Genomic DNA, 25,351 nt, shown 5'->3' with positions numbered 1-25,351 from the left:
ACGTTTAACCGAAAAGCTCACCACTCATCCTCATCTTCCCAGTCTTCGTCCTCCCACTCTTCCTCCCAGTCCTCGTCCTCCCACTCCTCAAGCTCGAACTCCTCGTCGAGGAACTCCTCTTCCTCATCCACCACTTTCTTCTTCTTGGGTGGGTCCATACTCTCCCCTCGCCTGGAATTTGGTTCAATGACCTATAAACTTTATTCCAAAAATTTAAAAGATCCGGACGCTCCCGAGGGGATTTCGAAAAAGGTTTATATCCCCCGTGAGAAGTGGAAACCATGAGGGTTGCGATTGTCACAAACGACGCGCGGGTCTACTACACCGCCACGAAGGTCCTGAAGGAGTACCGAATCCCCTTCCTGAGCCTGCGCGTTGGCGAGAGGATTCCCTACGACGTTGAGGTCGTCCTGACGGGTGAGAGGGATAAGGTGGACTTCCCGGTTAGGGTCATCGTTCACGATGAGAACTTCATAGACGAACTCCTCGCGAAGCTCGAAGGAAGGGAGAGGTTTAAGAACATCTTCATTGCAATAGACCCCGGAGCGAGACCGGGTTTGAGTGTTGTGGCGGATGGGAGGGTTATAGAGGTTCACCGCCTTGGAAGTCCAAGGGACGTTGAAATCGTTGTGGACCTGCTTGAGAAGTATCCCGGTGCGAGGATAAAAATCGGCCACGGCGCTAAAAGGCACAGAACGATGACCCTCAAGGCCCTCGGCGAGATGCTGGGCTACGATTACCCGATAATCGTCGTCAACGAGTTCAGAACGACGCCAAAGGTTGGAGGAATCGAGAGCTCCTCCGTCGTTGACATAGTCGCTTCAATCAACATCGGCCTGAGGGGCGGAAGGGAGACGACGATAGGGGAGCTCCTCGAGGTAAAAGAACCCACGAAAAGGGAAATCGATGATATTAAGAGGAGGAGTAGGGAGCTGAGTGGGAATATAACAATCCCCTCAAGCCTCGCGAGGGAGGTTGCCCTCGGGAACCTGACCCTTGAGGAGGCGATTGAACTTCACAGGAGGCGTTCAAGATGATATTCGGAAAGGAACCCGAAAAGGTGGATGAGGTTAAGCTCCGGGTTGCGGAGGCCTTGAAGAGGGACGTCGGCAGGGGCATAGTTCGCTTTGATAGGAAGTATCAGAAGCAACTTGGTGTTGAACCGGGCGACATCGTTGAGCTCGTTGGGGAGAGGACGACGGCAGCTATAGTGGCGAACCCGCACCCGGACGACAGGGGACTCGACATAATCAGGATGGACGGTTACATCAGGAGGAACGCGGGGGTAAGCATAGGCGACTACGTGACGGTCAAACGCGCCGAGGTTCAGGAGGCGAAGAAAGTAGTGCTTGCACCAGCCCAGAAGGGAGTATTCATCCAGATTCCGGGTGATTTGGTCAAACAGAACCTCCTCGGCAGGCCCGTCGTCAAGGGCGACCTCCTAGTTGCAAGCAACAGGAGCGAGACCTACTACGGCGGCTCCCCCTTCGACGACCTCCTAAGGGGTCTCTTTGAGGCGATGCCTCTCGGCTTCGGCGAGCTCAAGTTCGTGGTTGTAAACACGGTTCCCAAGGGAATAGTCCAGATAACCTACAACACTGAAGTTGAGGTTCTCCCGCAGGCCGTTGAGGTTCGTGAAGAGAGCATTCCAGAGGTCACCTACGAGGACATCGGTGGCCTGAGCGACGCGATTCAGAAGATTCGCGAGATGGTCGAGCTTCCCCTCAAGCACCCAGAGCTCTTCGAAAGGCTTGGTATCGAGCCTCCGAAGGGTGTCCTGCTCTACGGTCCGCCCGGAACGGGTAAGACCCTACTCGCCAAGGCCGTCGCCAACGAGGCAAACGCCCACTTCATAGCCATCAACGGCCCCGAAATAATGAGCAAGTTCTATGGCGAAAGTGAGGAGCGCCTAAGGGAGATTTTCAAGGAAGCCGAGGAGAACGCCCCGAGCATAATCTTCATCGACGAGATTGATGCCATCGCTCCGAAGAGAGAGGAAGTCGTTGGAGAGGTCGAGAAGAGGGTTGTTTCACAGCTCCTGACGCTGATGGATGGTCTCAAGAGCCGCGGAAAGGTCATAGTCATTGCCGCGACCAACAGGCCCGACGCTATAGACCCGGCCCTCAGGAGGCCAGGAAGGTTTGACAGGGAGATTGAGGTCGGCGTTCCGGACAAGCAGGGCAGGAAGGAGATACTCCAGATACACACCAGAGGAATGCCCCTTGAGCCGGACTACGACAAGGCCACCGTCCTCAGGATTCTGAGGGAAATGAAGTCCAAGGGCTCCTTCAATGAGAAAAAGCTTGAATCGCTGATTCGCAGGGTTGAGGAGGCAAGGGACGAAGGGGAGGTCAAGGAGGCCCTCAAGAGCGAGGGTGAAATCTACGCTGAAGTGCGGAGCAGGCTCATCGACAAGATGCTCGAGGAGATTGCCGACAAGACGCACGGGTTCGTTGGAGCGGACCTCGCGGCCCTCGCCAGAGAAGCCGCTATGGTCGTCTTGAGGAGGCTGATAAACGAGGGCAAGATAAGTCCCGAGCAGGAAAAGATACCGCCGGAGGTTCTTCAGGAGCTCCGCGTCAGGAAGGAGGACTTCTACGAGGCCCTCAAGATGGTCGAGCCGTCAGCGCTCAGGGAGGTCCTCATAGAGGTTCCCAACGTCCGCTGGGACGACATTGGAGGCCTTGAGGACGTCAAGCAGGAGCTCAGAGAGGCGGTAGAATGGCCGCTTAAGTACCCGAAGGCGTTCGAGAGGCTCGGCATAACGCCCCCAAGGGGCATACTCCTCTACGGTCCGCCTGGAACGGGTAAGACCCTCCTCGCGAAGGCAGTGGCGAACGAGAGCGAGGCCAACTTCATCGGAATCCGCGGGCCGGAAGTTCTGAGCAAGTGGGTCGGCGAGAGCGAGAAGAGGGTAAGGGAGATATTCAGGAAGGCCCGCCAGGCGGCTCCGACGGTGATATTCATCGACGAGATTGACGCGATAGCGCCCGCGAGGGGAGCTGAAGGCGACCGTGTTACGGACAGGCTCATCAACCAGCTGTTGACTGAGATGGACGGCATAGAGCGGAACAGCGGCGTCGTGGTTATAGCGGCAACGAACAGGCCCGACATACTCGACCCGGCCCTGCTCAGGCCGGGACGCTTTGACAGGCTCGTGCTCGTTCCGGCGCCCGACGAGAAAGCCAGGCTTGAGATACTGAAGGTCCACACGAGGCGCGTCCCCCTCGCGAAGGACGTCAACCTTGCCGAGCTCGCCAAGAAGACAGAGGGTTACTCCGGAGCTGACATTGAAGCCCTTGTCAGGGAAGCGGCGCTCATAGCGATGCGCAGGGTCATGCGCGAACTTCCGAGCGAGCTCGTTGAGAGCGAGAGTGAGGAGTTCCTCGAGAAGCTCAAGGTCTCGAGGAGGGACTTCGAGGAGGCCATGAAGAAGGTCAAGCCCAGCATAACACCCTATATGATTGATTACTACAAGAACTTCGAGGAGGGCAGAAAGAGGAAGCCCGAGAGGGAGCGCGGGGGTGTGGATTACTACACCTTCTGATTTTCTCCCGGTTTCCTTTGGAAAAGGTTTTATACGTTAATCCCCAAGGGGCTACACGATTAAGCTCAGGGGTGGCGAAGATGGTCAAGATAATGGCATCCAAGCTTAGGGATGTGGAGCTAATAACGGACACTGGAATAAGACTCGGGTGGGTTTATGACCTCAGCTTCGACGAGGAAACCGGCGAAATCCTTGTAATCGTCGCCGAGCCCGATGAGGACCTCGACACGAGTGAGTTCGTAACTGACCATGAGGGGCTTCTCTTAATCCCCATCAGTGCAGTTAAAAGCATCGGCGAGGTCATAATAATAGACTCCAACAAACTTGCCGTACGCTCGAAACTCAAACACCTTCCAAAAACAACCGTTCAAAGGACCAAACCCCTAGAAGGTGGCCTGAAGAAAAAGGACTAAAGGCCCTCAAAGAGCCTATCCGCTAAAAACCTCGGCAATCCCGCCTCTATTATCTTCCTCGTGCTTTCTTCAACGTCGTATTCAATGCGATAGAAGGTTACCCCCTTCGTTTCTGTATCAATCAGCGCGTAGCTCGCCCTCCAGTCCCCATCCCTCGGCTGACCAACGGAGCCAGGGTTTATTATCCTCCTACCCTCGATTTCCTTCAGCATCGGCACGTGGGTGTGGCCGAGAAGGAGGTCGTCCTGGCGGACATAGCTCAGCACGGCCCTGAACTCGCTCTCAGGAAGCCATGGAAAGAGGTACTCGTCGAGGGGCGCCCTTGGCGAACCGTGGATGAGAAGGTAGCTTCTGCCCGTGTCGTCCGTGAAGAGCTGCCTTACTGGAAGTTGCCTGAGGAACTCGAGGTTCTCAGAGGTCATGACGCGCTGGTGCCACCTCACGGCCTGCCTCGCGTAGGGGTTGAAGCTCCAGTCAGCGCCGAAGGCTATGGCGTTGTCGTGGTTCCCGCGGACGCAGAGAAAGGTTCTCCTCTCCATTTGCTTCCGCACAAACTCAACGACCTCGTTTGGGCTTGCCCCGTAGCCAACGAGGTCGCCCATGCAGAGGAAAACATCAGCATCCTTAATCTCGTCCCACACGGCTTCGAGGGCCTCAAGGTTCGAATGAATATCGCTTATGAGTGCTATGAGCATGCCCGCCACCGTGGAAAAATTGGAGTGGAACTTAAAGCTTCTTTCCCAGCCAGAACAGGCCAAAGCCAAGAACCATGAGACCGACACCGAGGGAGAACTGGTACTCCGGGGAGCCACTGGCGCGGCAGGCCTCAACAATCTCCCTGTAGTGCTCGGTGCAGTTCCTGGACTCGAAGTAGCCCTCTGGGTCGTTATAAATCGTCATACTGCTTACCTGTGTCCCGGGCATTATTTCTATTCCACCGATTTCTCGATGATAAGTCAAATCCCTCACACGGACTGTGCCGTTTGAATAGCTTACCTCCAGCCTTCTGAACTCTCTCGCTGGGAATATGGTGGCCATATCAGTGATATTGAAACCAATCGGACCGATGGCTTTCATGTAGAAGCGTTTCAATCCAATAGTGTAACTTTCATGGAACACGAAATACCTGCCGTCGTAGGATATTACCACAGGAAGGACATTTGAAAGGTACGGGTTGAACTCATAGACTGTGAGATTACCGATGCACTGGGGGACCTTGAACTTTTCAAAGAGACCAGCCTTATCAGCTATGTAAACCCCTTCTTTTAGCCTGAATCTGACCGCTCCCGAAGAGGATGCCACAACTATGCTGTTCCCGGTGCAATTGCCTTTAAAGGCCAGTACATAGGCGTTTATGTATTCTCCGTTCTTCACCGTGTGGTTTCCAAGTTCAAAAACTGGAATTGCAATAGGACAGGCGATTCCCGAGCAGTTCGGCCGGTCGTAAGTCGCGGCAAGGACGAAACCGATTGTGAAGAGAACGATTCCAAAAAGTTTCAGCCAGCGCTTCATCACGACCCCCACTGAATTACGCATCAAAAGTATAAAAAGATTTTGGGGAAGAAGCGAAATTCACTCCTGCTTGGCCTTCCACCTGCTCCAGCGGTAGAGCGCCGCGAGGGCCTTGATAGCGCGCTCGGGCTCCGGATAGGCTGGGATTCCCTCCTCGTTGAGCCTGTCGATGGCTTCCTTGGCCTCGATTCCGCCAACGATGGCAACGACGAGGGGCTTCTTCCTTCCGCTGGCGTTGTACTCGCGGATGACTATGTCGGCCAAATCCCTCGGGTCGAGAACTGCCGTCTGACAGTAGAGAACTGCTATGCTGTGCATCTCCGGGTGCTCAAGGGCGGCCTTGATGGCTCCCTCGTAGCCCTCGGCGCCGGCCATACCGGTCAGGTCAACGGGGTTCTTGTAGGAACCGAAGGGTGGCATGTAGTTGGCGAAGACCTTGAGCTGTTCGAGGTCGTCGTAGAGGTGCAGGCCGGCTTCCTCGGCCGCATCTGTGGCCATGACGCCTATTCCACCGCCGTTGGTGATTATGACGAGGTTCTCTCCAGGGGGCTCGGGGAGGTTGCTGAGGGTCCTCGCGTAGTCGAAGGCCTCGCCGATGGTGTAGGCCCTTATTATTCCCGCCTGCTTGAACGCCGCATCGTAAATCTTGTCGCTTCCCGCGAGAGAGCCTGTGTGGGAAGCGGCGGCCTTGGCACCGCGCTCGCTCCTTCCGGCCTTTATGACGACTATCGGCTTGACCTTGCTGACGTCCTTCGCGGTCTCCATGAAGCGCCTTCCGTCCTTAACTCCTTCCATGTAGATGAGTATGGCCTTGGTGTTCTCGTCCTCCTTGAAGAACTCGAGCAGGTCAGCGTCGTCTATGTCGCTCTTGTTTCCAACGCTGACGACCGCCGAGAGGCCGACCTTTTCAAGAATCGTCCAGCCCATGAGAGCTATTCCAAGCGCTCCGCTCTGGCTGATGAGCGCGAGCGGGCCCGGAAGGACGTCGGTCGGGCCGAAGGTGGCGTTGAGCTTGTCTGGAGTGTAGACGACACCGAAGATGTTCGGACCGAGGATTCTCATGCCGTACTTTCTGGCGGTCTCAACGAGCTGTTCCTCGACCTTCTTGCCCTCGGGGCCGAGCTCACCGAAGCCCGAGCTGATAATCGGGAGAACCTTAACGCCCTTCTTTCCGCAGTCCTCGACGACCTGCGGGACGAACTTGGCGGGAACAACGATGACGGCCATGTCGACCTCGTCGGGAACCTCAAGAATGCTCTTGTAGGACTTGAAAACGCGGTTGCCAATCTTAATCTCAACGCCCTTGATGTTGACGGGGTAGATTTTGCCCTCGTAGCCGTACTCCACGAGGTTCTTCATAATCGCGTACCCTATCTTGCCCGGCTTCTCGGAGGCGCCTATCACGGCGATGCTCTTCGGCCTGAAAAGGGCTTCGATGTTCGGGTCAACCATTTTTATCACCTCGGATGACATTTACACTTTTACGTCTGTAAAAGGCAGTTAAAACCTTTCCCTTCTCTTTTTGACGATATCGGACTCGACAGACGTTAAAACACCTGAAGTTCCCAACTGATGTTTCAAAATTCTCAGCAAGGATTTCTTAGGCTTTCGAAGAACCCTTAGGTTTGCCGAAAAGTTTTTAGCAATTTTGGGGAGAACCTCTTGGGTGTGCGGATGGGAAGGAAGCATCACGATGCCGGCCTCATTGAAAACTGGCTTGTTAAGTGGTTGAGCGTTCTCTTTGACATAGTCGTTATAGGCCTCGCCACGATAACCATGGGCTACGTCGTTTACCTGATGTTCAGCCTCATCACCGAGACCCTGCACGCCTTCAACATCGAGGAGGTCCTGCACCAGATAGTCCTCGTCATAATCTTCCTCGAAATCTTTGAACTGCTCACCATGTACGTCAAGGAGCACCACGTCAGCATGAGGAACGTCGTCGAGCTCGGCGTTCTGGCGATGGTGAGAAAGATTATAATCACCCTTGACTACAACCAGCTCGGCTGGCAGACGCTCCTCGGCATGGCGGCGTTGATTTTCGTGATGGGCTGGATTTACGTACAGGAGAGGCAGAGGAGGACGAGGCACGAGGAGTTCCTAATCGAGAAGGGTCTCTACCGCCGATGATGACCCTTCCCCTCCCTGAGATGTGATGACAAGCCGGTAGGCCGAGGCAAACCCTAAATACCCCTTTCCCCACTTTTCTTGGGTGGTGATGGTGGGAGTCCAAATCGGCGAGCTGGTTCCGAGAAAGGAAATCGAGCTGGAGAGGCTTTATGGAAAGAAAGTGGCGATTGATGCATTCAACGCCATGTACCAGTTCCTCTCGACCATAAGACAGCGCGACGGGACGCCCCTAATGGATTCGAAGGGCAGGATAACCTCTCACCTGAGCGGGTTCTTTTACAGGACGATTAACCTGATGGAGGTTGGCATAAAGCCAGCTTACGTCTTCGACGGCGAGCCACCGGCCTTCAAGAGGAGGGAGCTTGAGAAGAGGCGTGAAGCCAGGGAGGAGGCCGAGGAGAAGTGGCACGAGGCCCTTGAGAGGGGCGACATAGAGGAGGCCAAGAAGTACGCAATGAGGGCAACGAGGCTCAACGAGACCCTCATAGAGGACGCCAAGAAACTGCTCCAGTTAATGGGTGTTCCGGTGGTTCAGGCCCCGAGCGAGGGTGAGGCTCAAGCCGCCTACATGGCCTCCAAGAAGGACGTCTACGCCTCCGCGAGCCAGGACTACGACAGCCTCCTCTTCGGGGCGCCGAGGCTCGTGAGGAACCTCACGATAACGGGAAGGAGGAAGCTCCCCGGAAAGAACGTCTACGTCGAGGTTAAGCCCGAGCTCATAATCCTCGAGGAGGTTCTCAAGGAGCTCGGCATAGATAGGGAGAAGCTCATCGAGCTGGCAATTCTCGTTGGGACGGACTACAACCCGGGCGGAATCAAGGGAATCGGGCCCAAGAAGGCTTTAACGATAGTCAAACGCTCGAAGGACCCGCTGGCGAAGTACCAGAAGATGAGCGACGTTGATTTGTACGCGATAAAGGAGTTCTTCCTGAATCCACCTGTCACGGACGACTACGAGCTCAAGTGGCGTGAGCCCGACGAGGAGGGGATCCTAAGGTTCCTCTGTGATGAGCATGACTTCAGCGAGGAGCGCGTTAAGAACGGCCTTGAGAGGCTGAAGAAAGCCGTGAAGGCGGGAAAACAGAGAACGCTCGAGAGCTGGTTCCGCTAAAGCGGTATCTTGAGGTTTAGCTTGTCAACGAGCTCCTTGTAGCGGTTCCGAACTGTGACCTCAGTGACGCGCGCGACCTCGGCCACTTCCCTCTGCGTCCTTTTCTCTCCCTCGAGCAGTCCCGCTATGTAAAGCGCCGCCGCAACCAGACCGGCCGGGCTCTTTCCGCTCGTGAGGCCCTTCTCGTAGGCCTCCTCAAGTATCTGGATTGCCCTTCTCCGCACCTTCTCGCTCAGATTGAGCTCGTCGGCAAACTTGTTCACGTAATCGGTCGGTTTGACGAAGAGCTTCTTTGGAGTTAAGTTAAGGTGCCTCGCTATGAAGCGGAAGCTCCTTCCGATTTCCTTCTTGTCAACGCGCGAGATGTCCGCTATCTCGTCGAGCGTCCTTGGAACCTTCAAAAGTCGGCAGGCCGCATAAACGCAGGCCGCTATAACCGCTTCAATTGAGCGACCCCTTATGAGGCCCTTTCTGACTGCCTCCCTGTAGAGCCTCGCGGCTTCCTCCTCAACGTGCCTCGGGAGCTTGAGCTGGCTCGCTATCCTGTCGAGCTCACTGAGCGCGAACGCCAGATTCCTCTCAGCGGCATCGCTGACCCTCAAACGGCTCTGCCACTTCCTGAGGCGGTACATCTTCTCCCTCATCAAGCCGGTGAGGGAGCGGTCTATCCCTATGTCGGTCGAGAGACCCTTATCGTGGAGGAGTATGCTCTCCGGCGCTCCAACGCGCGCCCTCTTCTCCCTCTGGCTGGGATCGAAGGCCCTCCACTCCGGCCCCTCATCGACAACGTTCTCCTCGATGACGTAACCGCAAACCTTACAGACTATTTCACCCCTGCTGGGGTCGTAAATGAACTCGGTAGAGCCACAGACGGGACACACTCTCTTCCCGCTCACTCAAACACCCCCGGCCGGCGGGCTATTTTGCAAGCCCCTTATAAACCTTAACTTTCGGAAAGACGAACTTCAACAGCCAGAGCAGGTCCTCCTTCTGGAAGGTTATCCTCTCCAAAACCCGGACGTCCCAGTCGTCTTCAACTATGTTGGCGTAAATCCAGAGGAAAACGGGGTTCTCCTCACTACCCACGTGCCGGTTCTTGTAGAGGACGTCCGCGGTCCCGTCGTCATTCTTCCTGACGGAGACGACCTTCCAGGTGTCGAGACTGACCTCTCCCTTTTCGTCGAGAATCTTCACTATCTCCCGCGCGTCCATTAATGCACCGTCCGCTACCACTTAATCCTGAACTCCCTTCTCGTCCTCGCGTCAATCTGAGCCAGTATCTTCTTCAGCTTGGCGTCGTCTATCGGTTCCCTTATCTGGCCGGCCTGGTAGAGCTGAACGAGGACGAGCTCAACCTGTCTCGCGAGTTCCGGCTTGACGAGCTTAACGCGACCGAGCCTCTCCCTCGCGTCCGGCGTCAGGATTTTTCTCATTATGGCATCGAGCTGGGCCTGGAGCTCCATCTCCTGCCTCATTGCCTCCTCCTGGGCTTTCTGCTGTTCGAGGTACTTCTTCTGAAGCTCCATGAGCTTGCGCTTCCTAATCTCCTCAATGTCCTCAGCCATGCCCCTCACCTCCGGTTCAGGCTCAGAAGCGGGAGTTAAAAAGGTATTGGGTGGGATGTGAGAAAAAGGGAGCTCAGTACTTCTTGAGCTCCGGAATCTGCTCCTCGAGCTCCTTCTTGAGCTCAGTGGCAATCTTGTCAAGGAAGCTCTGGCCCTTCGGGGTTATGACCCTTCCCTCTCCCGGAACCTTCTGGACGAAGCCGGCCGCCTCAAGCTGCTGGAGGGCCTTCCTGATTATGCTTCCTCCGGCCTTGTAGAAGTGCTCCGGGGCGTGTCCGCGGTTCTTCCTGCCCCCGTACCAGGTCCTGAGCCTCTCGATTCCGACGGGGCCGTCGATGTAGACCTTTCTGAGTATGCTGGCAACGCGGTAGTACCACCAGTCGTCCTGCTCTGGAAGTCTCTCCTTGTGCATTCCGGTCTTAACGAAGGGCGCCCACTCGGGGGGCTTTATCTCCTTAACCTCTTTGAGTGCCTGCGCGACCCTCTCGACGAGCAGGTCACCGGGAACGTCATAGACAGTCGCCATCTTTCAATCCCTCCCCTTTCTAAACTTCTTCCTGAAGTTAGCGATGTCGAGCCTGACTTTACGGACGGGCTTCTCCCGCCTCTCAGCCGACGCCTTTCTTTCAAGGCGCCTTAAATACCTTTCCCAGCCTTCCCTCGGTTTGAACAATATAAACCTTTTGCCCCTGACGTCTATCAGCTCGCTGTCGGTGAGCTCGGCTACCTTCTCCGCTATGGCCTTCCTGTCCATCCCGGTCGAGATGAGCGCTCCCTTCCTTATCTCGACCTTAAGGACACCGTCCTTCTCAAGCTGAGTGTTTATCTCCTCAATCACGCTCTCGGCGAGACCTTTCTTACCAATCCACGCTCGCGGTTCGATGTCGTAGTATCTCGCGCGCAGAGCCCTCCTCACCTTACCGGGTAAGCGTTTCTCCATCTCTCTCACCTCTTAACCTCTGGCCCGAAAGGGCCTTAAAAAGGTTGGCCCCTCAAGTGTTGGTGACCCCCATGAAAGCAAGGGTAGTTGAACGCTTCAGGTTCGAATCAGCTCACGCGGTTCTCATCAACGGAAAACCGGAGGAAATTCACGGACACACGTTCAGGCTTGAGATTGCAGTTGAAGGACCCTTGAGGAACGGTTACGTGATTGACTTCATCGAGCTGAGACGCATCGTGGAGGAAATCATTGGAAGGCTTGACCACAGAAACCTCAACTCCCTCTTTGAGAACCCGACGACAGAGAACATTGCGCTCTGGATTGCGGAGCAGGTTAATGCGAAGCTCCCCGAGGGCGTTTCTCTGAAGAGGCTGGTCCTATGGGAGGGTGACGAGAACGGGGTCGAGCTGGAGTTCTGAGAATTCTTCTGGCAAAAACTCACTGCACGGAACTAATTCCTCTTGGCTTTCACTTCCTTAACGCTCTCCGCCATTGTGAAGCCGTTGGCCTTGTCAAAGGAGACCTTTCTAGGGAGCGAGACCCGAACCGGAACGCTTTTCCTCTTCTCCTCGCTGACCTGCCAGCTTATTAAATCCCCTTCTTCCACCTCAAGGGATCCGATGAGGCCGACGGGCCCCTCTATGATGTACTTGGCCGGTTTCTTTGGGGCGTAAACGCGCCACTTCTTTGCCCTCTTGAAGTCAACCACCCTTTTCGTCGAGTCGAGCCAGATTACGTCGATGTCGCTCAGCATGAAGAGCATGTGGATTGAAGCGTTAACCCTGCTCTCCACGGGGAGGACGAAAACGAGGGCATAACTTACGTTGCCCACGAGCATTAACCCTCTAAAGCGCTTGAAGAAGGTATCCGCGAGCTCCACGCGCCCGTGCCAGACCCTGCCCTTCGTCTCGTTGATTATCATGTCTCAAGGTTGTTCCTGTCCCTTAATAAGCCTTGTGAGGCGAAAAACTTTTAAATACAAAATGTAACTAAAATATGGGAGCGAAAAGGGAAGGGGGTGGTGGGAATGGCCGAGGAGAAGAAGGTTAGGACCCTTGAGCAGATTCAGGACGAGATTAGGAGCTACCTCGGTGAAATCGAGTACCTCAGGAGCCAGGTTGGAGCGATAGACGCCACCATCGCCGACCTCAGGACCGTTGACGCCACCCTTGCCTACATCAAGGACAAGGGTGAGGGCAAGGCAATCTACATCCCGCTCGGGAGCGGTATAGCGATAAAGGGCAAGATTGAGAACCCCGACGACGTCATCATGGACGTTGGAGCCGGAATCCTCGTCGGAGCCACAATCGACGAGGCCAGGGAGAACATCGAGAAGAGGATTAACGCCCTCATGAACCTCCGCCTGGCCCTGCTGAGGAAGATTGAGGAGGACACCAGGAAGGTCAACGAGCTCCTCAAAGAGCTCCAGGAGATGAGCCCCAAGAAGGAGTGACCCCTCCTCGGCCATTCTTTTTTAGGGGGTGAGAGCGTGGAGGCAGTGAAGGCTTACGAGCTCGAACTTGAGCTCAGACAGGTTAGGGAGCTCAGGAAGGCGATAGAGCTCAAGATGAAGGAACTTGAGTACGCCGAGGGAATCATAACGGCCACCAAGGCCGAGAGGAAGGTATACCGCTCCTTCGCCGACCTGCTCGTCGAGGTGACGAGGGACGAGGCAATCGAGCACATCGAGAGAATGCGCCTGGCCTACAAGAGGGAACTCGAAAGGCTCAGGGAGAAGGAAAAGGAGATAATGGAGAAGCTCTCCAAGCTCAGCTCCTGAGTTCCTCCGCTATCTCAAAGCCCTTCTTGAGGGCCCTGACGTTTATTTCCTCTGTTCCCCTCGGGACGGCGTCGCGGACGGCCTTCTCTATCGCTTCCCTGCTCACTATCCCTGTCACGCCGACGAGTATGCCGAGGGTTAGAATGTTCATCGTCAGGCTTAATCCGGTGGTTTCCTCGGCTATCTCCGTCAGGGGCAAAGCGATGACGTTGAGCTTCTTCTCGAACTCCTCGTCGCGGTGGGGAACGAGGTCTTTCTCAACTATTACGGTGGCGCCTTCCTTCACGGTGTGGAGGTACTTGCTGTAGGCCTCCTGCGAGAAGAAGACGGCGTAGTCGGGGTGGAGCGTCTTGGGGTAGTCAATCGGCTCGTCGCTTATAACCACTTCGGCCCTGCTCGCACCGCCCCTCGACTCCGGCCCGTAGCTCTGGGTCTGGACCGCGTAGAGGTTCTCGTAAACCGCTGCCGCCCTTCCGAGGATGACGCTCGCCAGAATGACACCCTGACCGCCGAACCCGCTGAAGAGTACCTCCTTCCTCATTGCTCCCACCCCATCATCTTCTTGGCCCTCTTTATGTACTCCTGATACTCCCTCACGAGGCCGGGCCTGTCCCTGTCCGCGAACTCGCCGATTACTATCTTGCCCTCAAGCTCCTCCTCGCTCATCTTCTTGGCCTTCGCGAGCGGGACGGTTATCTTCTGGTACCAGCGGATTAGCTCTGGAGCCGTCTTCATCCTGTTTCTCCTTCCGAAGCTTATCGGACACGGGCTTAAGAACTCGACCAGGGTGAAGCCCTCCTTCTGCAGGGCCTTCTTTATGCTGTTGATTCCCTGGAGGTAGTTGAAGACAGTCCACCTCGCCACGTAGTTGGCCCCCGCCGCCACGGCCAGGCCGGCTATGTCGAAGGGGTTCTCGAACTGGCCGTAGGGAGCGGTCGTTCCTCGCAGGCCCTTCAACGTCGTCGGGGCGACCTGACCGCCGGTCATTCCGTAGGTGAAGTTGTTGATGAGGATTACCGTCACGTCGAGGTTCCTCCTGATGGCGTGGATGAAGTGGTTTCCGCCGATTGCCGCGGTGTCGCCGTCGCCCATGAAGGCGATTATCTTGAGGTCGGGGTTGGCGAGCTTGATGCCGGTGGCGAAGGCCAGGGCCCTTCCGTGAGTCGTGTGAAGGCCGTCGAAGTTGACGAAGCCCGGAACGCGGGAGGAACAGCCTATTCCGCTCACCCAGACTATCTCGTCCTGGTTGAGACCGAGGTCGTCTATGGCCCTTAGGGTGAACTGGAGAACGCTACCGATTCCACAGCCAGGACAGAATATCGTGGGTAGCATGTCCTTTCTCAGGTACTTGTCGCGGATTTCGTAAGCGGACTTCAGGTACATCATCCCACCACCCTTTCGACTATCTCCATTGGCGTGTGCACTTCACCGCCTATCTTGGCTATCAGCTCGACCTCCGCCTTTCCGTTGGCGCCTTCTTTGACGAGGTGGTATAGCTGTCCAAGGTTCATCTCCGGCACGTATATCTTCCGCACGCGCTCTGCCAGCTCCTCGATGTACTCGAAGTCGAAGGGCCATATCGTGTTGAGCTTCAGCAGGCCGGCCTTGATTCCTCTCTCGCGGAGTATCTTAACTGCCCTCACTGCTGAGCGCGAAACTATTCCGGTCGTGACTATCGCAACCTCGGCATCGTCAAGCATGAACTCCTCCCTGCTGATTATCTCATCCTTGTGGTCGAGTATCTTCCTGAAAATCCTCTTTATGAGCCTCTCGTGGATTTCGGCATCGACGGTCTTCGGGTGACCGTACTCGTCGTGAGTCAGGCCGGTAACGTAGGTTCTGTACCCCTTCCCGAAAATCGGCATCGGTGGTACTCCGTCCCCGTGCGGGTCGCCGAAGGGGAGCTTCGCTTCCTCCTCGTTGGCCGGAAGCTTGCGGTAAACGGTCTCAATCTCCTCCGGCTTCGGAATGTAAACGCGCTCGCGCATGTGGGCTATCTCGGCATCGGTGAGCAGAACGACCGGCGTCCTGTACTTTTCAGCCAGGTTGAAGGCCCTAATCGTGAAGTCGAACGCTTCCTGAACGGTTGACGGGGAGAGAACTATCAGCATGTGGTCGCCGTGTGTTCCCCAGATGGACTGCATTATGTCGCCCTGAGCCGGCAAAGTTGGCTGGCCCGTTGAAGGCCCACCGCGCTGGACGTCAACGACAACAATCGGCGTTTCAGTCATCACGGCGTAGCCGAGGTTTTCCTGCATAAGCGAGAAACCGGGACCGCTCGTTGCAGTCATCGCCTTCGCTCCCGCCCAGGAGGCACCTATTATCGCCGCTATGCTCGCTATCTCGTCCTCCATCTGTATGCTAACTCCATCGACGAGGGGCATGTAAAGGGCCATCGCCTCGAATATCTCGCTCGCGGGGGTTATCGGGTAGCCGGCGTAGAACCTGCAACCGGCCAGTATAGCTGCCCTCGCTATGGCCTCGTCGCCCTGGATGAAGTCCGACCTGCCGACCGGAAACGGGTACCTCATCTCAATCCCTCCTCATAACCGGCCCTGAAGGCCTTGATGTTTATCTCCTCGGTTCCCTTCGGAACGCGCCTTCTAATCGCTTCCTCAACGCTTTCCTTCTTCACAATATTGGTTTTCGCAACAAGGTAGCCGAGCGCGACCATGTTGACCGTCAGGGCGAGCCCAGTCGTCTCTTCGGCGATTCTGGTGAAGGGCGCGCCGACGTAGTCCCTATCGGGCTTTACAAGGTCGGTCTCGATGATTAAAAGCCCGTCCTCCTTCAGCGAGTCTTTAACCGTGTCGTAGCCGAGCTGGTGAAGCGCGACGAGGACGTCCGCCTTCGTGACCATCACGTCGTAAATCGGCTCCTTTGAGATTATGACGTCCGCTATGGAATGGCCTCCCCTGCTCGCGGAGCTGTAGTCCTGGGTCTGAAGGACGTTCAAACCCTCAATCGCGGCGGCCTCGCCGAGGATTACCCCAGCGAGAACAACTCCCTGACCGCCGATTCCGGCGAGCCTAATCTGCATGTTCACACCTCCTTAAGCCCGAAGTGCTCCTGAACCTCGTCAATCAGCTTGTTGAGCTCCTCTGTGAACTCGGGCCTCTGCCTATTGACAAACTCGCCGATGACGAACTTGCCCTCAAGCTCCTCCGGCGACATCTTCTTCGCCTTGCTTATCGGGACGCTGTTCTTCAGGAACCAGCGGAGCATTTCAGCGGGCTCTTTCATCTTGTTCCTCCTTCCAAACTGGACGGGACACTGCGAGATGACCTCGACGAGCGAGAAGCCCTTAACGGTTAGGGCCTTCTTGATGCTCTCGATGAGCTGGTAAACGTGAGCTGTGGTCCATCTGGCTACATAGCTCGCCCCTGCCGCCGCTATCGTCTCGGAAATCTGGAGCGGGTGCTCGATGTTCCTGTAGGGTGTTGTCGTCGTTTTGGCTCCGAAGGGCGTCGTCGGGGCGACCTGACCGCCGGTCATTCCGTAGATGAAGTTGTTGACGAGAATCACCGTTATGTCGATGTTCCTCCTCGCGGCGTGAAGAAGGTGGTTTCCCCCTATGCTAGCCAGATCGCCGTCACCGCTTATGACGACGACCTTCTTGTCAGGCAAACCGACCTTAACTCCCGTAGCGAAGGCTATCGCCCTTCCGTGGGTCGTGTGGAGCGTGTCCGCGAGGAAGTAGGGAGAGGCTATCCAAGCGGAACAGCCTATTCCGCTCACGACCACCAAATCCCTCGGGTCGAGCTTGAGCTGGTCAACCGCGTTGGCGAAGGCGTTCAGCACAGTTCCACCGCCACAGCCTGGACATAGGGCAGTTGGCAGGGCCTCCTTGCGGAGGTACTTAACCATCGGGTACTTAGAATAAATCTCGGGCATCAGGCAACACCCCTTATCTCGCGCAGGATTTCCTCAACGGTTAAGGGAACGCCACCAATCTTGTTCACGCCCTTGAGCAGAACGTCGTCGTTGACGTAGCGCTGAACCTCAAGAATCATCTGGCCGAGGTTCATCTCGGGGACGAGTATTGCCCTAACGCGCTTTCCGAGCTCACTCATCCTCTCTCCAGGGAACGGGTGGACCGTTTTCGGCACGAAGAGGCCGACCTTTATTCCTTCCTCCCTCGCCTTCAGAACGGCTCCGAGGGCAGGCCTTGCAGTTACTCCCCAGCTGACGACGAGTATCTCGGCATCGTCTGTAAAGTGCTCCTCGTACTTCTCGTAGACGTGCCGGTTCTTCTCTATCTTCCTATGGATTCTCCTCACGAGCCTGTCGTGAACTTCAGGCGTGTAAACGTCCCTCAAACCGTTCTCTTTGTGGGTTGAGCCTGTTACATGGGTGAAGTAGCCGTGGCCGAAGAGGGGCATCGGTGGTACTCCGTCCCCGTGTGGGTCGCCGAAGGGAAGCTTGGCCTCCTCCTCGTTCTGGGGAAGCTTGCGGTAGGTTATTTCGACCTCGTCCACACTCGGAATCTTCACCAGCTCGCGCGTGTGGGCGAGAACGCCATCGAAGAGGAACACCACCGGCGTTCTGAGCCTCTCGGCGATGTTGAATGCCCTGATGATTTCCCAGAAGGCGTCCTGCCCGCTCGTTGGAGAGAGGGCAACAATCGGGTGATCGCCGTGCGTTCCCCACCTGGCCTGGAAGAAGTCACCCTGAGCACCTTTCGTCGCCTGGCCCGTTGAAGGCCCGCTCCTCTGAACGTCGACCAGAACTAGCGGGGTTTCCGTCATCACGGCGTAGCCGAGGTTTTCCTGCATCAGCGAGAAGCCCGGGCCGGCAGTTGCCGTCATGACCTTGAAGCCCGTCCAGGAGGCTCCAACCATCGCCGCAATGCTTCCAATCTCGTCCTCCATCTGGAGGTAGTAGCCACCGAGCTTCGGCAGTTCGCGCGCCATCGTCTCCGCTATCTCGCTCGACGGGGTTATCGGGTAGCCGGCGTAGAAGCGGCAGCCCGCAAATAGAGCGCCGTAAGCGACCGCCTCGTTGCCCTGCATGAAGTAGTTGCCGGGCCTGTAGAGCTTCCTGAGGAGCCTAATCTGCTCCGGCTCGTCACCGCGGATTATCATGGTCACCACCTTACCGCGATGGCGAAGTCCGGGCAGAGCAGTTCACAGAGCTTGCACTTGACGCACTTCTCTGCGTGAACCGGGACTGGATAATGGACACCCCTCTCGCTCAGCTCCTTGCTCCACTCGAAGACCTTCCTCGGGCACATCTCGACACAGATTCCACAGCCCTTGCAGAGAAATGTATCAACGTCAATCTCGACTATTCCTTCCGCCTTTCCGACGACAAGATAGCCGTTTTTTTCAACAACGGTGTTCGCGTTTTCGGCCATCGGGACCACCTCTCGACGTGGCCTTTTACGTTTGTCAACATTTAAAGCTTTCGCGGGGGACATTGATGTCCAGAAAAGGTTCATCCGCGAACCCCAGTTTCATGGAGTAAAAGTTTTGGAGAACAGAGCTCCTCCAAAAAATCACCAGGTAACCAACTGCCAGTCAAGAAGGCCCTGCTCGACGATGTAGCTCCACCGCTCCCTGCACTCCGGCTTGAGGTTTTCGATGTATTTCAAATCCTGCGTTGCCGAGAACTTCTTTATCGCCCTGCCTATGACCCTGTCGTAGTCGGTCAGGCAGTTGTGGGGGCCTCTCTTCGAGCCAGCTCCAACGGGGTCGCTCAGGATTCTCTTGTTCGGAAACTTTTTCTTCGCCCAGATTAGGACCTCGACCGCGCTCCAGAGCCACGGCGGGCGGTACTCGTTCTTCTCCCACAGCCTCTCGTAGAGCGTCCCCTTCTGAATGTCGGTGATGTTTATCGAGAATGTGTCAGTGTAGGGCTCGGCCTTGATTATGCTCTCCTTGACGTCCTCTATTGCCGTTTTTTCGCTCAGGAAAATCGGCTTCAGCAGGAGGTAGGTCTTGACTTTCGCTCCGGCTTTTCTCGTTATCTCCGAAGCCCTCACAAAGTCCTCGAAGGTGTTGCCCTTGTTTATCGAGACGTCGGCGATGTCATCGTTGGCCGTTTCCAGCCCTATGGCAACCTCGAAGTGCTTGTCCGGAACTATCTCGGCCAGCCCTTTAACCGTGTCGTAGCGAACCAGCTCACTCCTGCTCTCGATGACGATTTCCTCAACGTTCTCCATCTCTGCCAAAAGCTCGAAGATTTTTCTCCTCGTCTCGGGCTTCAGCTCGCCGTTGTCGAGGAAAGAGCCTGAGGTAAACATTCTGACCGCGAAAGGGCCTTTTTTGCCTTTTATTTTCTCCAGTGCTTCCCTCACGTAGTCAACTATGGCATCTTGACTCCACTTGACTTTGGGGGCCGAGGTGGGGTAGGCGCACATGTAGCAGGCCTTTCCTATTCTGAAGCGGTAGCAACCTATCGTGGGCAGGATTATGAAGAGCGCCGTTCCCGGCTTTCCGGCAACGTTGTCCTCGCTCGTCCAGTAGGTCATGCTCTCACCTAGCCCGGGGTCGGAGGTAGGGTTTTTAAAGATGCTCCATATTCAATGTTTTCTCGAGGCTCTCCTTCGCGATTTCTAGCAGGTCTTCAGGGGTTAAAGCTTCTATTCCCTTGGGCTCGCGTTCGAGAACGTCTTCGCTTGGGACAACGAGCACTCTGCGGCAGTCGAAGCGCGAAAGCTTCTCCTCAATCTTCCGCACTTCATCCCTCTTCACCCGTTCCTTCCACTTGACTTCTCCGACCAATTCAAGTCTGTTGAACCCCTGCAGAGCAATGTCAAGCTCAAGCTCCGGAAGCTCGACACTCACCCTTCTCAGGCCATAAGCCTTGGCGAGTAAATCCGCTATGAAGTCCTCGACGTGCCTTGGAAGTTTGTAGTCAACGGCCCTTCTTATGAACTCAACGGACGTTTCAAGCTCGGTGTAGGCGTACTTGGCCTCAAGGTAGAAGTGCAGGTCGAGGAGAGGTGAGACGTGCCTGTAAACGAACTTTTTGCGCCTCTTGCCCTGAACCAGGAACTTGCGCAGGATTCCCATCTTCGTGAGGATTGTGAGGTACTTCTGGAGCGTCCCGGGGTTGTCCTTCTTCAGCAGGCCGCGGGAGAAGAGTGCAGAGGAAAGCTCGGTGCTCGTCCCCTTTCCGTTGGCGACTTCCATCATTATCCCGAGGTAAACCCTCGTCAGCTCGTGGCCCTCTTCGCTGAATGTCTCGCCAACGAGCTCGCTCACGAAGGAGCCGGAGGACGAAAAGAAGCCGGTTAAAAAGTCCCTCAGCGGAGGTTTGTAAGCCGGCACGAGCATGGGCTCCCTCAGGTAGGTGGATGCCTCGATCAGCTCCTTTCCCTTCACTTCCTTCGACAGCTCGACTAAGATTTCGCGCTCGTCTATGAGTCCGATTTTCACAAGGAAAGCTATCCCGAGGAGCGGAACTTTCCCCTCATCGAGAGCAACCTTTGGGCGAGCCACATCGTTGAGGTTACGAGTACCACCTGACTGTCCTGTTCAGTTGAATACGCATGCAGAAGGTCGAGGAAGCCCTCGGGAAGGCGGTGGAACTCATCGATGACGATTCTTCTCTTCTCCTTAACCAGCCTTGGAAAGAGTCTCATGAACTCCTGATAGGTCATTTTATCGTTGCTCAGCCTGTCGTGGACGGTGCCGTCCTTGTTCACGAAGAAGAACTCGTCGTAGTCGAGAAAGTGCTCGACGAGGAAGGTCTTGCCTGTCTTTCTCCTTCCGTAGAGTATCTTCCAGCCCGGGTATCTTAGGAGGGCACGTTCAATTCTTCGAGGAATTATTCTCATGAGAATAATTCCCGCGGGAATAGTTATAAAGGTTTCGGGCTTCCCCCCGAATATAACCCCTCATTGCGCTGGGCCTTCCTGATGCCGTGCCTTTGATTCCTTTTAGAATGATTCTTCGGGAGAATTATTCCCGCGGGAATAATTATGCAGTTCAGATTGGGGTGAGGGTTATACTGTGAGCTGAGAACTCTGGCTATGCTCAGCTTGAAGGGACTTGACTCCCTCGTCCTCAGGCTTCTATCGAAGGAAGGATAAGCGGCATCTTTTTCAATTTGGACTATTTTTGCCAAGAACTATTTATATCTGCCAGAATCATCAATAAACTGGTGGTTGTATGGAAGCATTGGTTAAAAAGTTCGACTCCCAGGGCAGGCGTTTAATTCCCCGCGAGATTAGGAAGAAGCTTGGCGACGAGGTTATAATAGTCGACCTTGGAGACAGAGTTGAGCTTCTTCCAGGGAAAAAGCAGATTTGCGGAAGTTCTTCGACAGCGTTGAGATTGACGAGCTGAGGGAGTGGGAGGAGCTCAAAAAGGAGCTGTGGGAGGAATGAGGTTCATTGACGCCAACGTCTTCATCTACTCGTTTCTAAGGCCGAAGAAGGAGCCACCGGAGAACGTTAAGGAAATCAAGGAGCGGGCCAAGGCGATACTCACGAGGGTGAGTGATGGCGAGCGTGTTGTAACTACAGTTGTCCACCTGAGCGAGGTGGCCAACGTCGTCGAGAGCAGGGGAGGAAAGAAGAAGGCCGTTGAGGTCGTTCTGGCGGTTTTAACTGGTGAGAACATTGAAGTTCTTCCGGTCTCTCCCAGTGATTACTTGAAGGCAACTCTCATAGCCGAGGAGAAAAACCTTGGAGTGAACAACGCTTTGGCCCACGTTAAGATGAAAGAGCTTGACATAGAGGAGATTTACACGTTCGATAGGGACTTTGAAAAGCTCGATGTCAGGGTGGTGAAGGTTTAAATCCCCTTGCGTCGAGAAATGGTTGGTGGGAAGATGGAGGAAGTTACCGAAGTTCATATTGTAATTAAAACATCTAAAAAAAATGTTGAACGGCTAAAGATTGAACTGGCGATGCTACAGGGAAAACTAAACGTGGAGGAGGCACTCAAACGCGCGAAGGGGATTATGAAGGGAGCAAAGCCCTGGCAGGAGCTGGAGGCAGAGATGTATGATGAGCTTGTTCCTTGATAGCAACGTGTTTATTGAGAACTCTCGTGGGAATAGTGTAGCCGAACAACTTGTCGAGAAGCTGTTCACGGGGAGATACTCCCTGTTTATAAACGACGTAGTTTACAATGAGGTTCTTTTTATGTATCTCAAGCACAGAACAGGTAAGGGATATTGGGGCTTAAAAAAGCATCCAGAGCTTGTTAAAAAGGCCGGCAATGAGTTTGTCGACTTTGTATTGCCCCTTCTCGCGTTTCCGAAATTCCTGGATACAACGAATGAGATAATAGTTGAGGCGCTCACAATTGTCACCACCTATGGTCTCCTCCCAAGCGACGCTCTAATCCTTGCAACCGCCAAGTACTATGGCCTTGACGGGATAGTGAGCCTCGATTCTGATCTGCTTACCGTTGCACCACGGGAAGGTCTTTTAGCGATTTCAAAAGTTGAGAACTTGGAGGTGTAGCCTTGAGAATCCTCCTCACCAACGACGACGGAATTTACTCCAACGGTCTGCGCACCGCTGTGAAAGCCCTGAGTGAGCTCGGCGAAGTTTATGTCGTCGCTCCACTATTCCAGCGGAGTGCGAGCGGTAGGGCCATGACGCTCCACAGGCCGATAAGGGCCAAGCGTCTCGATGTCCCCGGCGCGAAAGTGGCTTACGGAATAGATGGAACCCCAACCGACTGCGTGATTTTCGCTTTGGCCCGCTTCGGTGATTTCGACTTAACGGTCAGCGGGATTAACCTCGGCGAGAACCTGAGCACGGAGATAACCGTCTCCGGGACGGCTTCAGCGGCGATAGAGGCCTCCACCCACGGGATTCCGAGCATAGCGATTAGCCTTGAGGTGGAGTGGAAGAAGACCCTCGGCGAGGGTGAAGGGGTTGACTTCTCTGTCTCGGCGCACTTTCTCAGGAGAATAGCCGGTGCTGTCCTCGAGAAGGGCCTTCCTGAGGGCGTTGACATGCTCAACGTCAACGTGCCGAGCGACGCGACAGAGGAGACGGAGATAGCAATCACGCGCCTCGCCCGGAAGCGCTACTGCCCAACGGTTGAAGAGCGAATTGACCCGAAGGGCAACCCCTACTACTGGATTGTCGGCAGGCTCGTTCAGGACTTCGAGCCGGGAACTGATGCCTACGCCCTGAAGGTCGAGAGGAAGGTCAGTGTCACGCCGATAAACATCGATATGACGGCGAGGGTGGACTTTGGGGAGCTCATGAAACATTTAGACATCTAAACCCTCTTTTTAACGAAATCCTTATAAGGATTGTTACCCTAGGCAGTGGTGAATCAGAACCAAATATGGATAGAACTACATCTACCGAGGGCCTGGCCAACCCGATGGCGGGTCTTAAGGTGGTGGTTTCTATGAAAAGATACGCGGTTCCGCTGGCTCTCATCCTTCTCCTCTGTTTGGGAGTCTTCTTCTATGCCCAAGACACAGATGTCAGCAGTAGTGACCCCTGCTTTTCGAGGGTAATGGTGAACGTCAGCAACGTTAAGCCCCCAATAGTAGTGGGTCCAGGCTTTCCTCCCCGGGCAGGATTTAAGGGCATAACACTTGACGAGGTTGTAAACGGAAGCCCAAGACACGTGCTCGTCGGGTTCTTTAACTTTCGGCCCTCTAACTGGACCGATGAGAGGCCGCAGTGCTACTTTAAGGCGCTCGAAGGTTACTCTGAGAACTGGACTGGTCTCATCATGCCGGGAGTGTCTCTCTCAAACGTAACTCTTTCAGGAAGGGTTTATCTCGCAGTTTATGTGTATCCCTCGGAAAAAACGGCAATAATAGCCAAAGTAGACTATGGAGAAACGCTGGAGAGGTCGAAGATAACCGAAGCATTTAGACTTGATTACGAGAAGAATCCCAGCGAGATTGTGGACGCCTACATCTCCAAGCTTGAGCACTCAGGCCATACTGCAGTCAAGGAGCTTTCCGGCGGTCTTTCCAAGGGCTGGGTGTTCAAGAAAGGAGGTGATTACCTGCTTGTGATTGAGACAAGGGACGCGGGCAACTTGTACCTGATTCTCGCCTTGGGAGGAGAGGATGACGTCAAAAAACTCGCCGACTCAATTTTCCCCATGTGAGGTTGGGTGAGCCCGATGAAGCTCCGCTCTCTTCTTTATCCTTTCCTCTTTCCGGCGTGGGAGTTCCTGCTAATGATTTTACTTCCATCGGAATACTACGTTAATGCATCTTGCCTTCAAATACACCCATATCCAATCTGCCACTTTTACTTTGGGCCATCGCCCTTTTTATTCCTCGTGATTGCTCTGCCCTTCACCATCGTTGCCCTTTTCGCCCTCTGGAGGAAGCGGATAGAAACCGCCCTGCTTTCGGGTTCTGCCGGGATTGTGGTGCTCGCGGGAATGGCGCTCCTGACCTTTGACGAGGGAATTGCCCTGCTCACGGTTCTGCTCCTCGCGCCCCTTCTCCAGTGGGCCGGAGAGAAGGTTTTGGGGATACAACCCGATAAAAACGGGGAAACAATATGGGCCGTTTCGGCCGTCCTGAGCTTCCTCGCCGTCTGGATTGTGGCCCGCATGGGGCCCGCAGTCAGCGTGTAAGAAAAGAGAGGAGTCAATCCTCCCCGAAAATCCTGTCCACGAACCACTTCTCGTCGAACGGCTTTAGGTCGTCGTATCCCTGGCCAACGCCGACGAAGAGTATCGGAGCGCCAATCGCGTGGCTTATGCTTAAAGCGGCCCCACCCCTCGCGTCGGCGTCGAGCTTGGTGAGGATTACGCCGTCTATCCTGACGGCCTCGTTGAACTGTTTCGCCTGCTCAACAACGGCGTTTCCGCTCAGGCTGTCGCCGACGAAGATGACCAGGTCGGGCTTGGTGACGCGGACTATCTTCTTCATCTCGTCCATGAGGTTCCTGTTGAGCTCGTTCCTCCCGGCGGTGTCCACGAGAACCACGTCAACTCCCCTCGCCTTGGCGTGCTGGATTGCGTCGTAGGCTACCGCCGCCGGGTCGGCGCCGTAGTCGTGCTTTATCACCTTAACCCCAACGCGCTTCGCGTGCTCCTCTATCTGCTCTATCGCTCCAGCCCTAAAGGTATCGCTCGCCGCTATGACGACGCTCAGCCCGTTCTTCTTGAGCCAGTTGGCGAGCTTGGCAATGGTCGTTGTCTTTCCGCTCCCGTTGAAGCCGACGAAGACTATCACGAAGGGCTTCTCTTCTTTGGAGCGAATCATCTCGAGGAGGTCAATCTTCTTCTCAGGAGTAAGGATTTCGAGGATTGCCTCGCGGAGCGCTTCCTCTATCAGCTTGCCCTTGTTGGTTCCGATGCGGACCTTCTTTCCGACCAGCTTCTCCTTAATCTTCTCCCTCAGGGCCTCGACGGTCTCGAGGGCAACGTCGGCCTCGAGGAGCTCAAGCTCCAGTT

General features: G+C 55.2%; 36 protein-coding genes. 15 read left to right on the top strand and 21 right to left on the bottom strand.

What is annotated here, in order from left to right; translation table 11 throughout:
- Positions 1-17 precede the first annotated feature (17 nt).
- Entirely contained in the window at positions 18-158 is a 141-nt protein-coding gene (locus ACYQ04_RS03415) for a hypothetical protein (RefSeq protein WP_156927381.1), read from the bottom strand.
- A gap of 123 nt (positions 159-281) precedes the next feature.
- Here ACYQ04_RS03415 and ACYQ04_RS03410 point away from each other — a divergent pair, with 123 nt between their 5' ends.
- The 3 genes from ACYQ04_RS03410 (at position 282) to ACYQ04_RS03400 (ending at position 3,960) form a co-directional block, all read left to right on the top strand.
- Entirely contained in the window at positions 282-1,037 is a 756-nt protein-coding gene (locus tag ACYQ04_RS03410) for a hypothetical protein (RefSeq protein ID WP_460127376.1), read from the top strand.
- Positions 1,034-3,547: a CDC48 family AAA ATPase gene (locus ACYQ04_RS03405; RefSeq protein WP_460127374.1), complete on the top strand. Its 2,514-nt coding sequence runs from the start codon at positions 1,034-1,036 to the stop codon at positions 3,545-3,547. The genes ACYQ04_RS03410 and ACYQ04_RS03405 overlap by 4 nt, the downstream gene beginning before the upstream one ends.
- Positions 3,548-3,627: 80 nt before the next feature.
- Positions 3,628-3,960, top strand: coding sequence for a PRC-barrel domain-containing protein (locus ACYQ04_RS03400; RefSeq protein ID WP_099211317.1), 333 nt, complete (start codon positions 3,628-3,630; stop codon positions 3,958-3,960).
- On the opposite strand, the gene ACYQ04_RS03395 is transcribed toward ACYQ04_RS03400, so the two are convergent.
- Genes ACYQ04_RS03395 through acs form a run of 3 tightly spaced genes read right to left on the bottom strand, consistent with a single transcriptional unit; the run spans position 3,957 to position 6,924 of the window.
- On the bottom strand, positions 3,957-4,655 hold the full coding sequence (locus ACYQ04_RS03395; protein WP_460127372.1) for a metallophosphoesterase family protein: 699 nt from the start codon (positions 4,653-4,655) through the stop codon (positions 3,957-3,959). The two genes, ACYQ04_RS03400 and ACYQ04_RS03395, sit on opposite strands and share 4 nt — an antisense overlap.
- A 31-nt stretch (positions 4,656-4,686) precedes the next feature.
- The gene (locus ACYQ04_RS03390) at positions 4,687-5,472 is read right to left on the bottom strand and encodes a hypothetical protein (protein WP_460127370.1); all 786 of its coding nucleotides are present in this window, start codon (positions 5,470-5,472) and stop codon (positions 4,687-4,689) included.
- Positions 5,473-5,532: 60 nt separating this feature from the next.
- Positions 5,533-6,924 carry an acetate--CoA ligase alpha subunit gene (acs, locus tag ACYQ04_RS03385; RefSeq protein WP_167913598.1) on the bottom strand — a complete coding sequence of 464 codons (1,392 nt, stop codon included), beginning with the start codon at positions 6,922-6,924 and terminating at the stop codon, positions 5,533-5,535.
- Positions 6,925-7,146: 222 nt separating this feature from the next.
- On the opposite strand from acs, the gene ACYQ04_RS03380 reads away from it, so the two are divergent.
- Entirely contained in the window at positions 7,147-7,602 is a 456-nt protein-coding gene (locus ACYQ04_RS03380; RefSeq protein WP_099211325.1) for a phosphate-starvation-inducible PsiE family protein, read from the top strand.
- Positions 7,603-7,693: 91 nt separating this feature from the next.
- Positions 7,694-8,713 carry a flap endonuclease-1 gene (gene fen, locus ACYQ04_RS03375; protein WP_460129794.1) on the top strand — a complete coding sequence of 340 codons (1,020 nt, stop codon included), beginning with the start codon at positions 7,694-7,696 and terminating at the stop codon, positions 8,711-8,713.
- Here fen and ACYQ04_RS03370 read toward each other — a convergent pair.
- The 5 genes from ACYQ04_RS03370 to ACYQ04_RS03350 all read right to left on the bottom strand — a co-directional run bounded on the left by ACYQ04_RS03370 (position 8,710) and on the right by ACYQ04_RS03350 (position 11,218).
- Entirely contained in the window at positions 8,710-9,609 is a 900-nt protein-coding gene (locus ACYQ04_RS03370) for a transcription initiation factor IIB (protein WP_460127367.1), read from the bottom strand. The two genes, fen and ACYQ04_RS03370, sit on opposite strands and share 4 nt — an antisense overlap.
- 22 nt (positions 9,610-9,631) lie before the next feature.
- Complete coding sequence (locus ACYQ04_RS03365) at positions 9,632-9,925, bottom strand: hypothetical protein (RefSeq protein WP_460127366.1); 294 nt, start codon at positions 9,923-9,925, stop codon at positions 9,632-9,634.
- Between the two features lie 14 nt (positions 9,926-9,939).
- A complete protein-coding gene (locus ACYQ04_RS03360) occupies positions 9,940-10,278 on the bottom strand; it encodes a DNA-binding protein (RefSeq protein WP_460129793.1) in 339 nt (112 codons plus the stop codon).
- A gap of 73 nt (positions 10,279-10,351) precedes the next feature.
- Positions 10,352-10,804 (bottom strand): 30S ribosomal protein S19e, encoded by a 453-nt coding sequence (locus ACYQ04_RS03355; RefSeq protein WP_460127364.1) that lies wholly within the window; start codon positions 10,802-10,804, stop codon positions 10,352-10,354.
- Positions 10,805-10,807: 3 nt separating this feature from the next.
- A complete protein-coding gene (locus tag ACYQ04_RS03350; RefSeq protein ID WP_099211331.1) occupies positions 10,808-11,218 on the bottom strand; it encodes a YhbY family RNA-binding protein in 411 nt (136 codons plus the stop codon).
- 71 nt (positions 11,219-11,289) lie between these two features.
- On the opposite strand from ACYQ04_RS03350, the gene ACYQ04_RS03345 reads away from it, so the two are divergent.
- A complete protein-coding gene (locus tag ACYQ04_RS03345) occupies positions 11,290-11,637 on the top strand; it encodes a 6-pyruvoyl trahydropterin synthase family protein (protein WP_460129790.1) in 348 nt (115 codons plus the stop codon).
- Between the two features lie 32 nt (positions 11,638-11,669).
- Here the strand turns inward: ACYQ04_RS03345 and ACYQ04_RS03340 are convergent, their stop codons facing one another.
- Entirely contained in the window at positions 11,670-12,140 is a 471-nt protein-coding gene (locus ACYQ04_RS03340; protein ID WP_460127362.1) for a DUF192 domain-containing protein, read from the bottom strand.
- A gap of 105 nt (positions 12,141-12,245) precedes the next feature.
- On the opposite strand from ACYQ04_RS03340, the gene pfdA reads away from it, so the two are divergent.
- Both pfdA and ACYQ04_RS03330 read left to right on the top strand, forming a co-directional pair.
- Positions 12,246-12,671: a prefoldin subunit alpha gene (gene pfdA, locus ACYQ04_RS03335; RefSeq protein ID WP_099211341.1), complete on the top strand. Its 426-nt coding sequence runs from the start codon at positions 12,246-12,248 to the stop codon at positions 12,669-12,671.
- 36 nt (positions 12,672-12,707) lie between these two features.
- Positions 12,708-12,998, top strand: a complete 291-nt coding sequence (locus ACYQ04_RS03330) for a prefoldin subunit (RefSeq protein WP_460127361.1) — start codon at positions 12,708-12,710, stop codon at positions 12,996-12,998.
- On the opposite strand, the gene ACYQ04_RS03325 is transcribed toward ACYQ04_RS03330, so the two are convergent.
- The 10 genes from ACYQ04_RS03325 to ACYQ04_RS03280 form a co-directional block, all read right to left on the bottom strand.
- Complete coding sequence (locus ACYQ04_RS03325; RefSeq protein ID WP_167728241.1) at positions 12,988-13,539, bottom strand: 2-oxoacid:ferredoxin oxidoreductase subunit gamma; 552 nt, start codon at positions 13,537-13,539, stop codon at positions 12,988-12,990. The two genes, ACYQ04_RS03330 and ACYQ04_RS03325, sit on opposite strands and share 11 nt — an antisense overlap.
- Positions 13,536-14,381: a 2-oxoacid:ferredoxin oxidoreductase subunit beta gene (locus ACYQ04_RS03320; RefSeq protein ID WP_460129789.1), complete on the bottom strand. Its 846-nt coding sequence runs from the start codon at positions 14,379-14,381 to the stop codon at positions 13,536-13,538. Before ACYQ04_RS03320 ends, ACYQ04_RS03325 begins: the two co-directional genes overlap by 4 nt.
- Positions 14,381-15,529, bottom strand: coding sequence for a 2-oxoacid:acceptor oxidoreductase subunit alpha (locus ACYQ04_RS03315; protein WP_460127358.1), 1,149 nt, complete (start codon positions 15,527-15,529; stop codon positions 14,381-14,383). Before ACYQ04_RS03315 ends, ACYQ04_RS03320 begins: the two co-directional genes overlap by 1 nt.
- Positions 15,526-16,038, bottom strand: a complete 513-nt coding sequence (locus tag ACYQ04_RS03310) for a 2-oxoacid:ferredoxin oxidoreductase subunit gamma (protein ID WP_460127356.1) — start codon at positions 16,036-16,038, stop codon at positions 15,526-15,528. The genes ACYQ04_RS03315 and ACYQ04_RS03310 overlap by 4 nt, the downstream gene beginning before the upstream one ends.
- Before the next feature lie 2 nt (positions 16,039-16,040).
- Positions 16,041-16,892: a 2-oxoacid:ferredoxin oxidoreductase subunit beta gene (locus ACYQ04_RS03305; protein ID WP_460127354.1), complete on the bottom strand. Its 852-nt coding sequence runs from the start codon at positions 16,890-16,892 to the stop codon at positions 16,041-16,043.
- Positions 16,892-18,082: a 2-oxoacid:acceptor oxidoreductase subunit alpha gene (locus ACYQ04_RS03300; RefSeq protein WP_460129787.1), complete on the bottom strand. Its 1,191-nt coding sequence runs from the start codon at positions 18,080-18,082 to the stop codon at positions 16,892-16,894. The genes ACYQ04_RS03305 and ACYQ04_RS03300 overlap by 1 nt, the downstream gene beginning before the upstream one ends.
- 2 nt (positions 18,083-18,084) lie before the next feature.
- On the bottom strand, positions 18,085-18,354 hold the full coding sequence (locus ACYQ04_RS03295) for a 2-oxoglutarate ferredoxin oxidoreductase subunit delta (RefSeq protein WP_460127352.1): 270 nt from the start codon (positions 18,352-18,354) through the stop codon (positions 18,085-18,087).
- A 141-nt stretch (positions 18,355-18,495) separates the two neighbouring features.
- A complete protein-coding gene (locus ACYQ04_RS03290) occupies positions 18,496-19,470 on the bottom strand; it encodes an archaeosine biosynthesis radical SAM protein RaSEA (RefSeq protein WP_460127350.1) in 975 nt (324 codons plus the stop codon).
- 34 nt (positions 19,471-19,504) lie between these two features.
- A complete protein-coding gene (locus ACYQ04_RS03285; protein WP_460127348.1) occupies positions 19,505-20,443 on the bottom strand; it encodes an ATPase in 939 nt (312 codons plus the stop codon).
- Complete coding sequence (locus tag ACYQ04_RS03280) at positions 20,389-20,781, bottom strand: AAA family ATPase (protein ID WP_460127346.1); 393 nt, start codon at positions 20,779-20,781, stop codon at positions 20,389-20,391. Before ACYQ04_RS03280 ends, ACYQ04_RS03285 begins: the two co-directional genes overlap by 55 nt.
- A 334-nt stretch (positions 20,782-21,115) precedes the next feature.
- On the opposite strand from ACYQ04_RS03280, the gene ACYQ04_RS03275 reads away from it, so the two are divergent.
- From ACYQ04_RS03275 to ACYQ04_RS03245, 7 genes are all read left to right on the top strand, one after another.
- Positions 21,116-21,292, top strand: a complete 177-nt coding sequence (locus ACYQ04_RS03275) for a division/cell wall cluster transcriptional repressor MraZ (protein WP_460127344.1) — start codon at positions 21,116-21,118, stop codon at positions 21,290-21,292.
- A 37-nt stretch (positions 21,293-21,329) separates the two neighbouring features.
- Complete coding sequence (locus tag ACYQ04_RS03270; RefSeq protein ID WP_460127342.1) at positions 21,330-21,746, top strand: type II toxin-antitoxin system VapC family toxin; 417 nt, start codon at positions 21,330-21,332, stop codon at positions 21,744-21,746.
- An 18-nt stretch (positions 21,747-21,764) separates the two neighbouring features.
- Positions 21,765-21,974, top strand: a complete 210-nt coding sequence (locus ACYQ04_RS03265; protein WP_460127341.1) for a hypothetical protein — start codon at positions 21,765-21,767, stop codon at positions 21,972-21,974.
- Positions 21,955-22,419 (top strand): type II toxin-antitoxin system VapC family toxin, encoded by a 465-nt coding sequence (locus ACYQ04_RS03260; RefSeq protein WP_460127339.1) that lies wholly within the window; start codon positions 21,955-21,957, stop codon positions 22,417-22,419. The genes ACYQ04_RS03265 and ACYQ04_RS03260 overlap by 20 nt, the downstream gene beginning before the upstream one ends.
- Before the next feature lie 2 nt (positions 22,420-22,421).
- Positions 22,422-23,195, top strand: a complete 774-nt coding sequence (surE, locus tag ACYQ04_RS03255) for a 5'/3'-nucleotidase SurE (RefSeq protein ID WP_460127337.1) — start codon at positions 22,422-22,424, stop codon at positions 23,193-23,195.
- A gap of 122 nt (positions 23,196-23,317) precedes the next feature.
- Positions 23,318-24,046 (top strand): hypothetical protein, encoded by a 729-nt coding sequence (locus ACYQ04_RS03250; protein WP_460127335.1) that lies wholly within the window; start codon positions 23,318-23,320, stop codon positions 24,044-24,046.
- A gap of 15 nt (positions 24,047-24,061) precedes the next feature.
- Entirely contained in the window at positions 24,062-24,526 is a 465-nt protein-coding gene (locus ACYQ04_RS03245) for a hypothetical protein (RefSeq protein WP_460127333.1), read from the top strand.
- A gap of 13 nt (positions 24,527-24,539) precedes the next feature.
- Here ACYQ04_RS03245 and ftsY read toward each other — a convergent pair.
- Positions 24,540-25,351 (bottom strand): signal recognition particle-docking protein FtsY (gene ftsY, locus ACYQ04_RS03240; RefSeq protein WP_460127331.1); only part of this gene is annotated, 812 nt, incomplete at its 5' end.

It is taken from the genome of Thermococcus prieurii, assembly GCF_054657655.1.
This window is presented reverse-complemented; position numbering and strand designations above follow the sequence as displayed.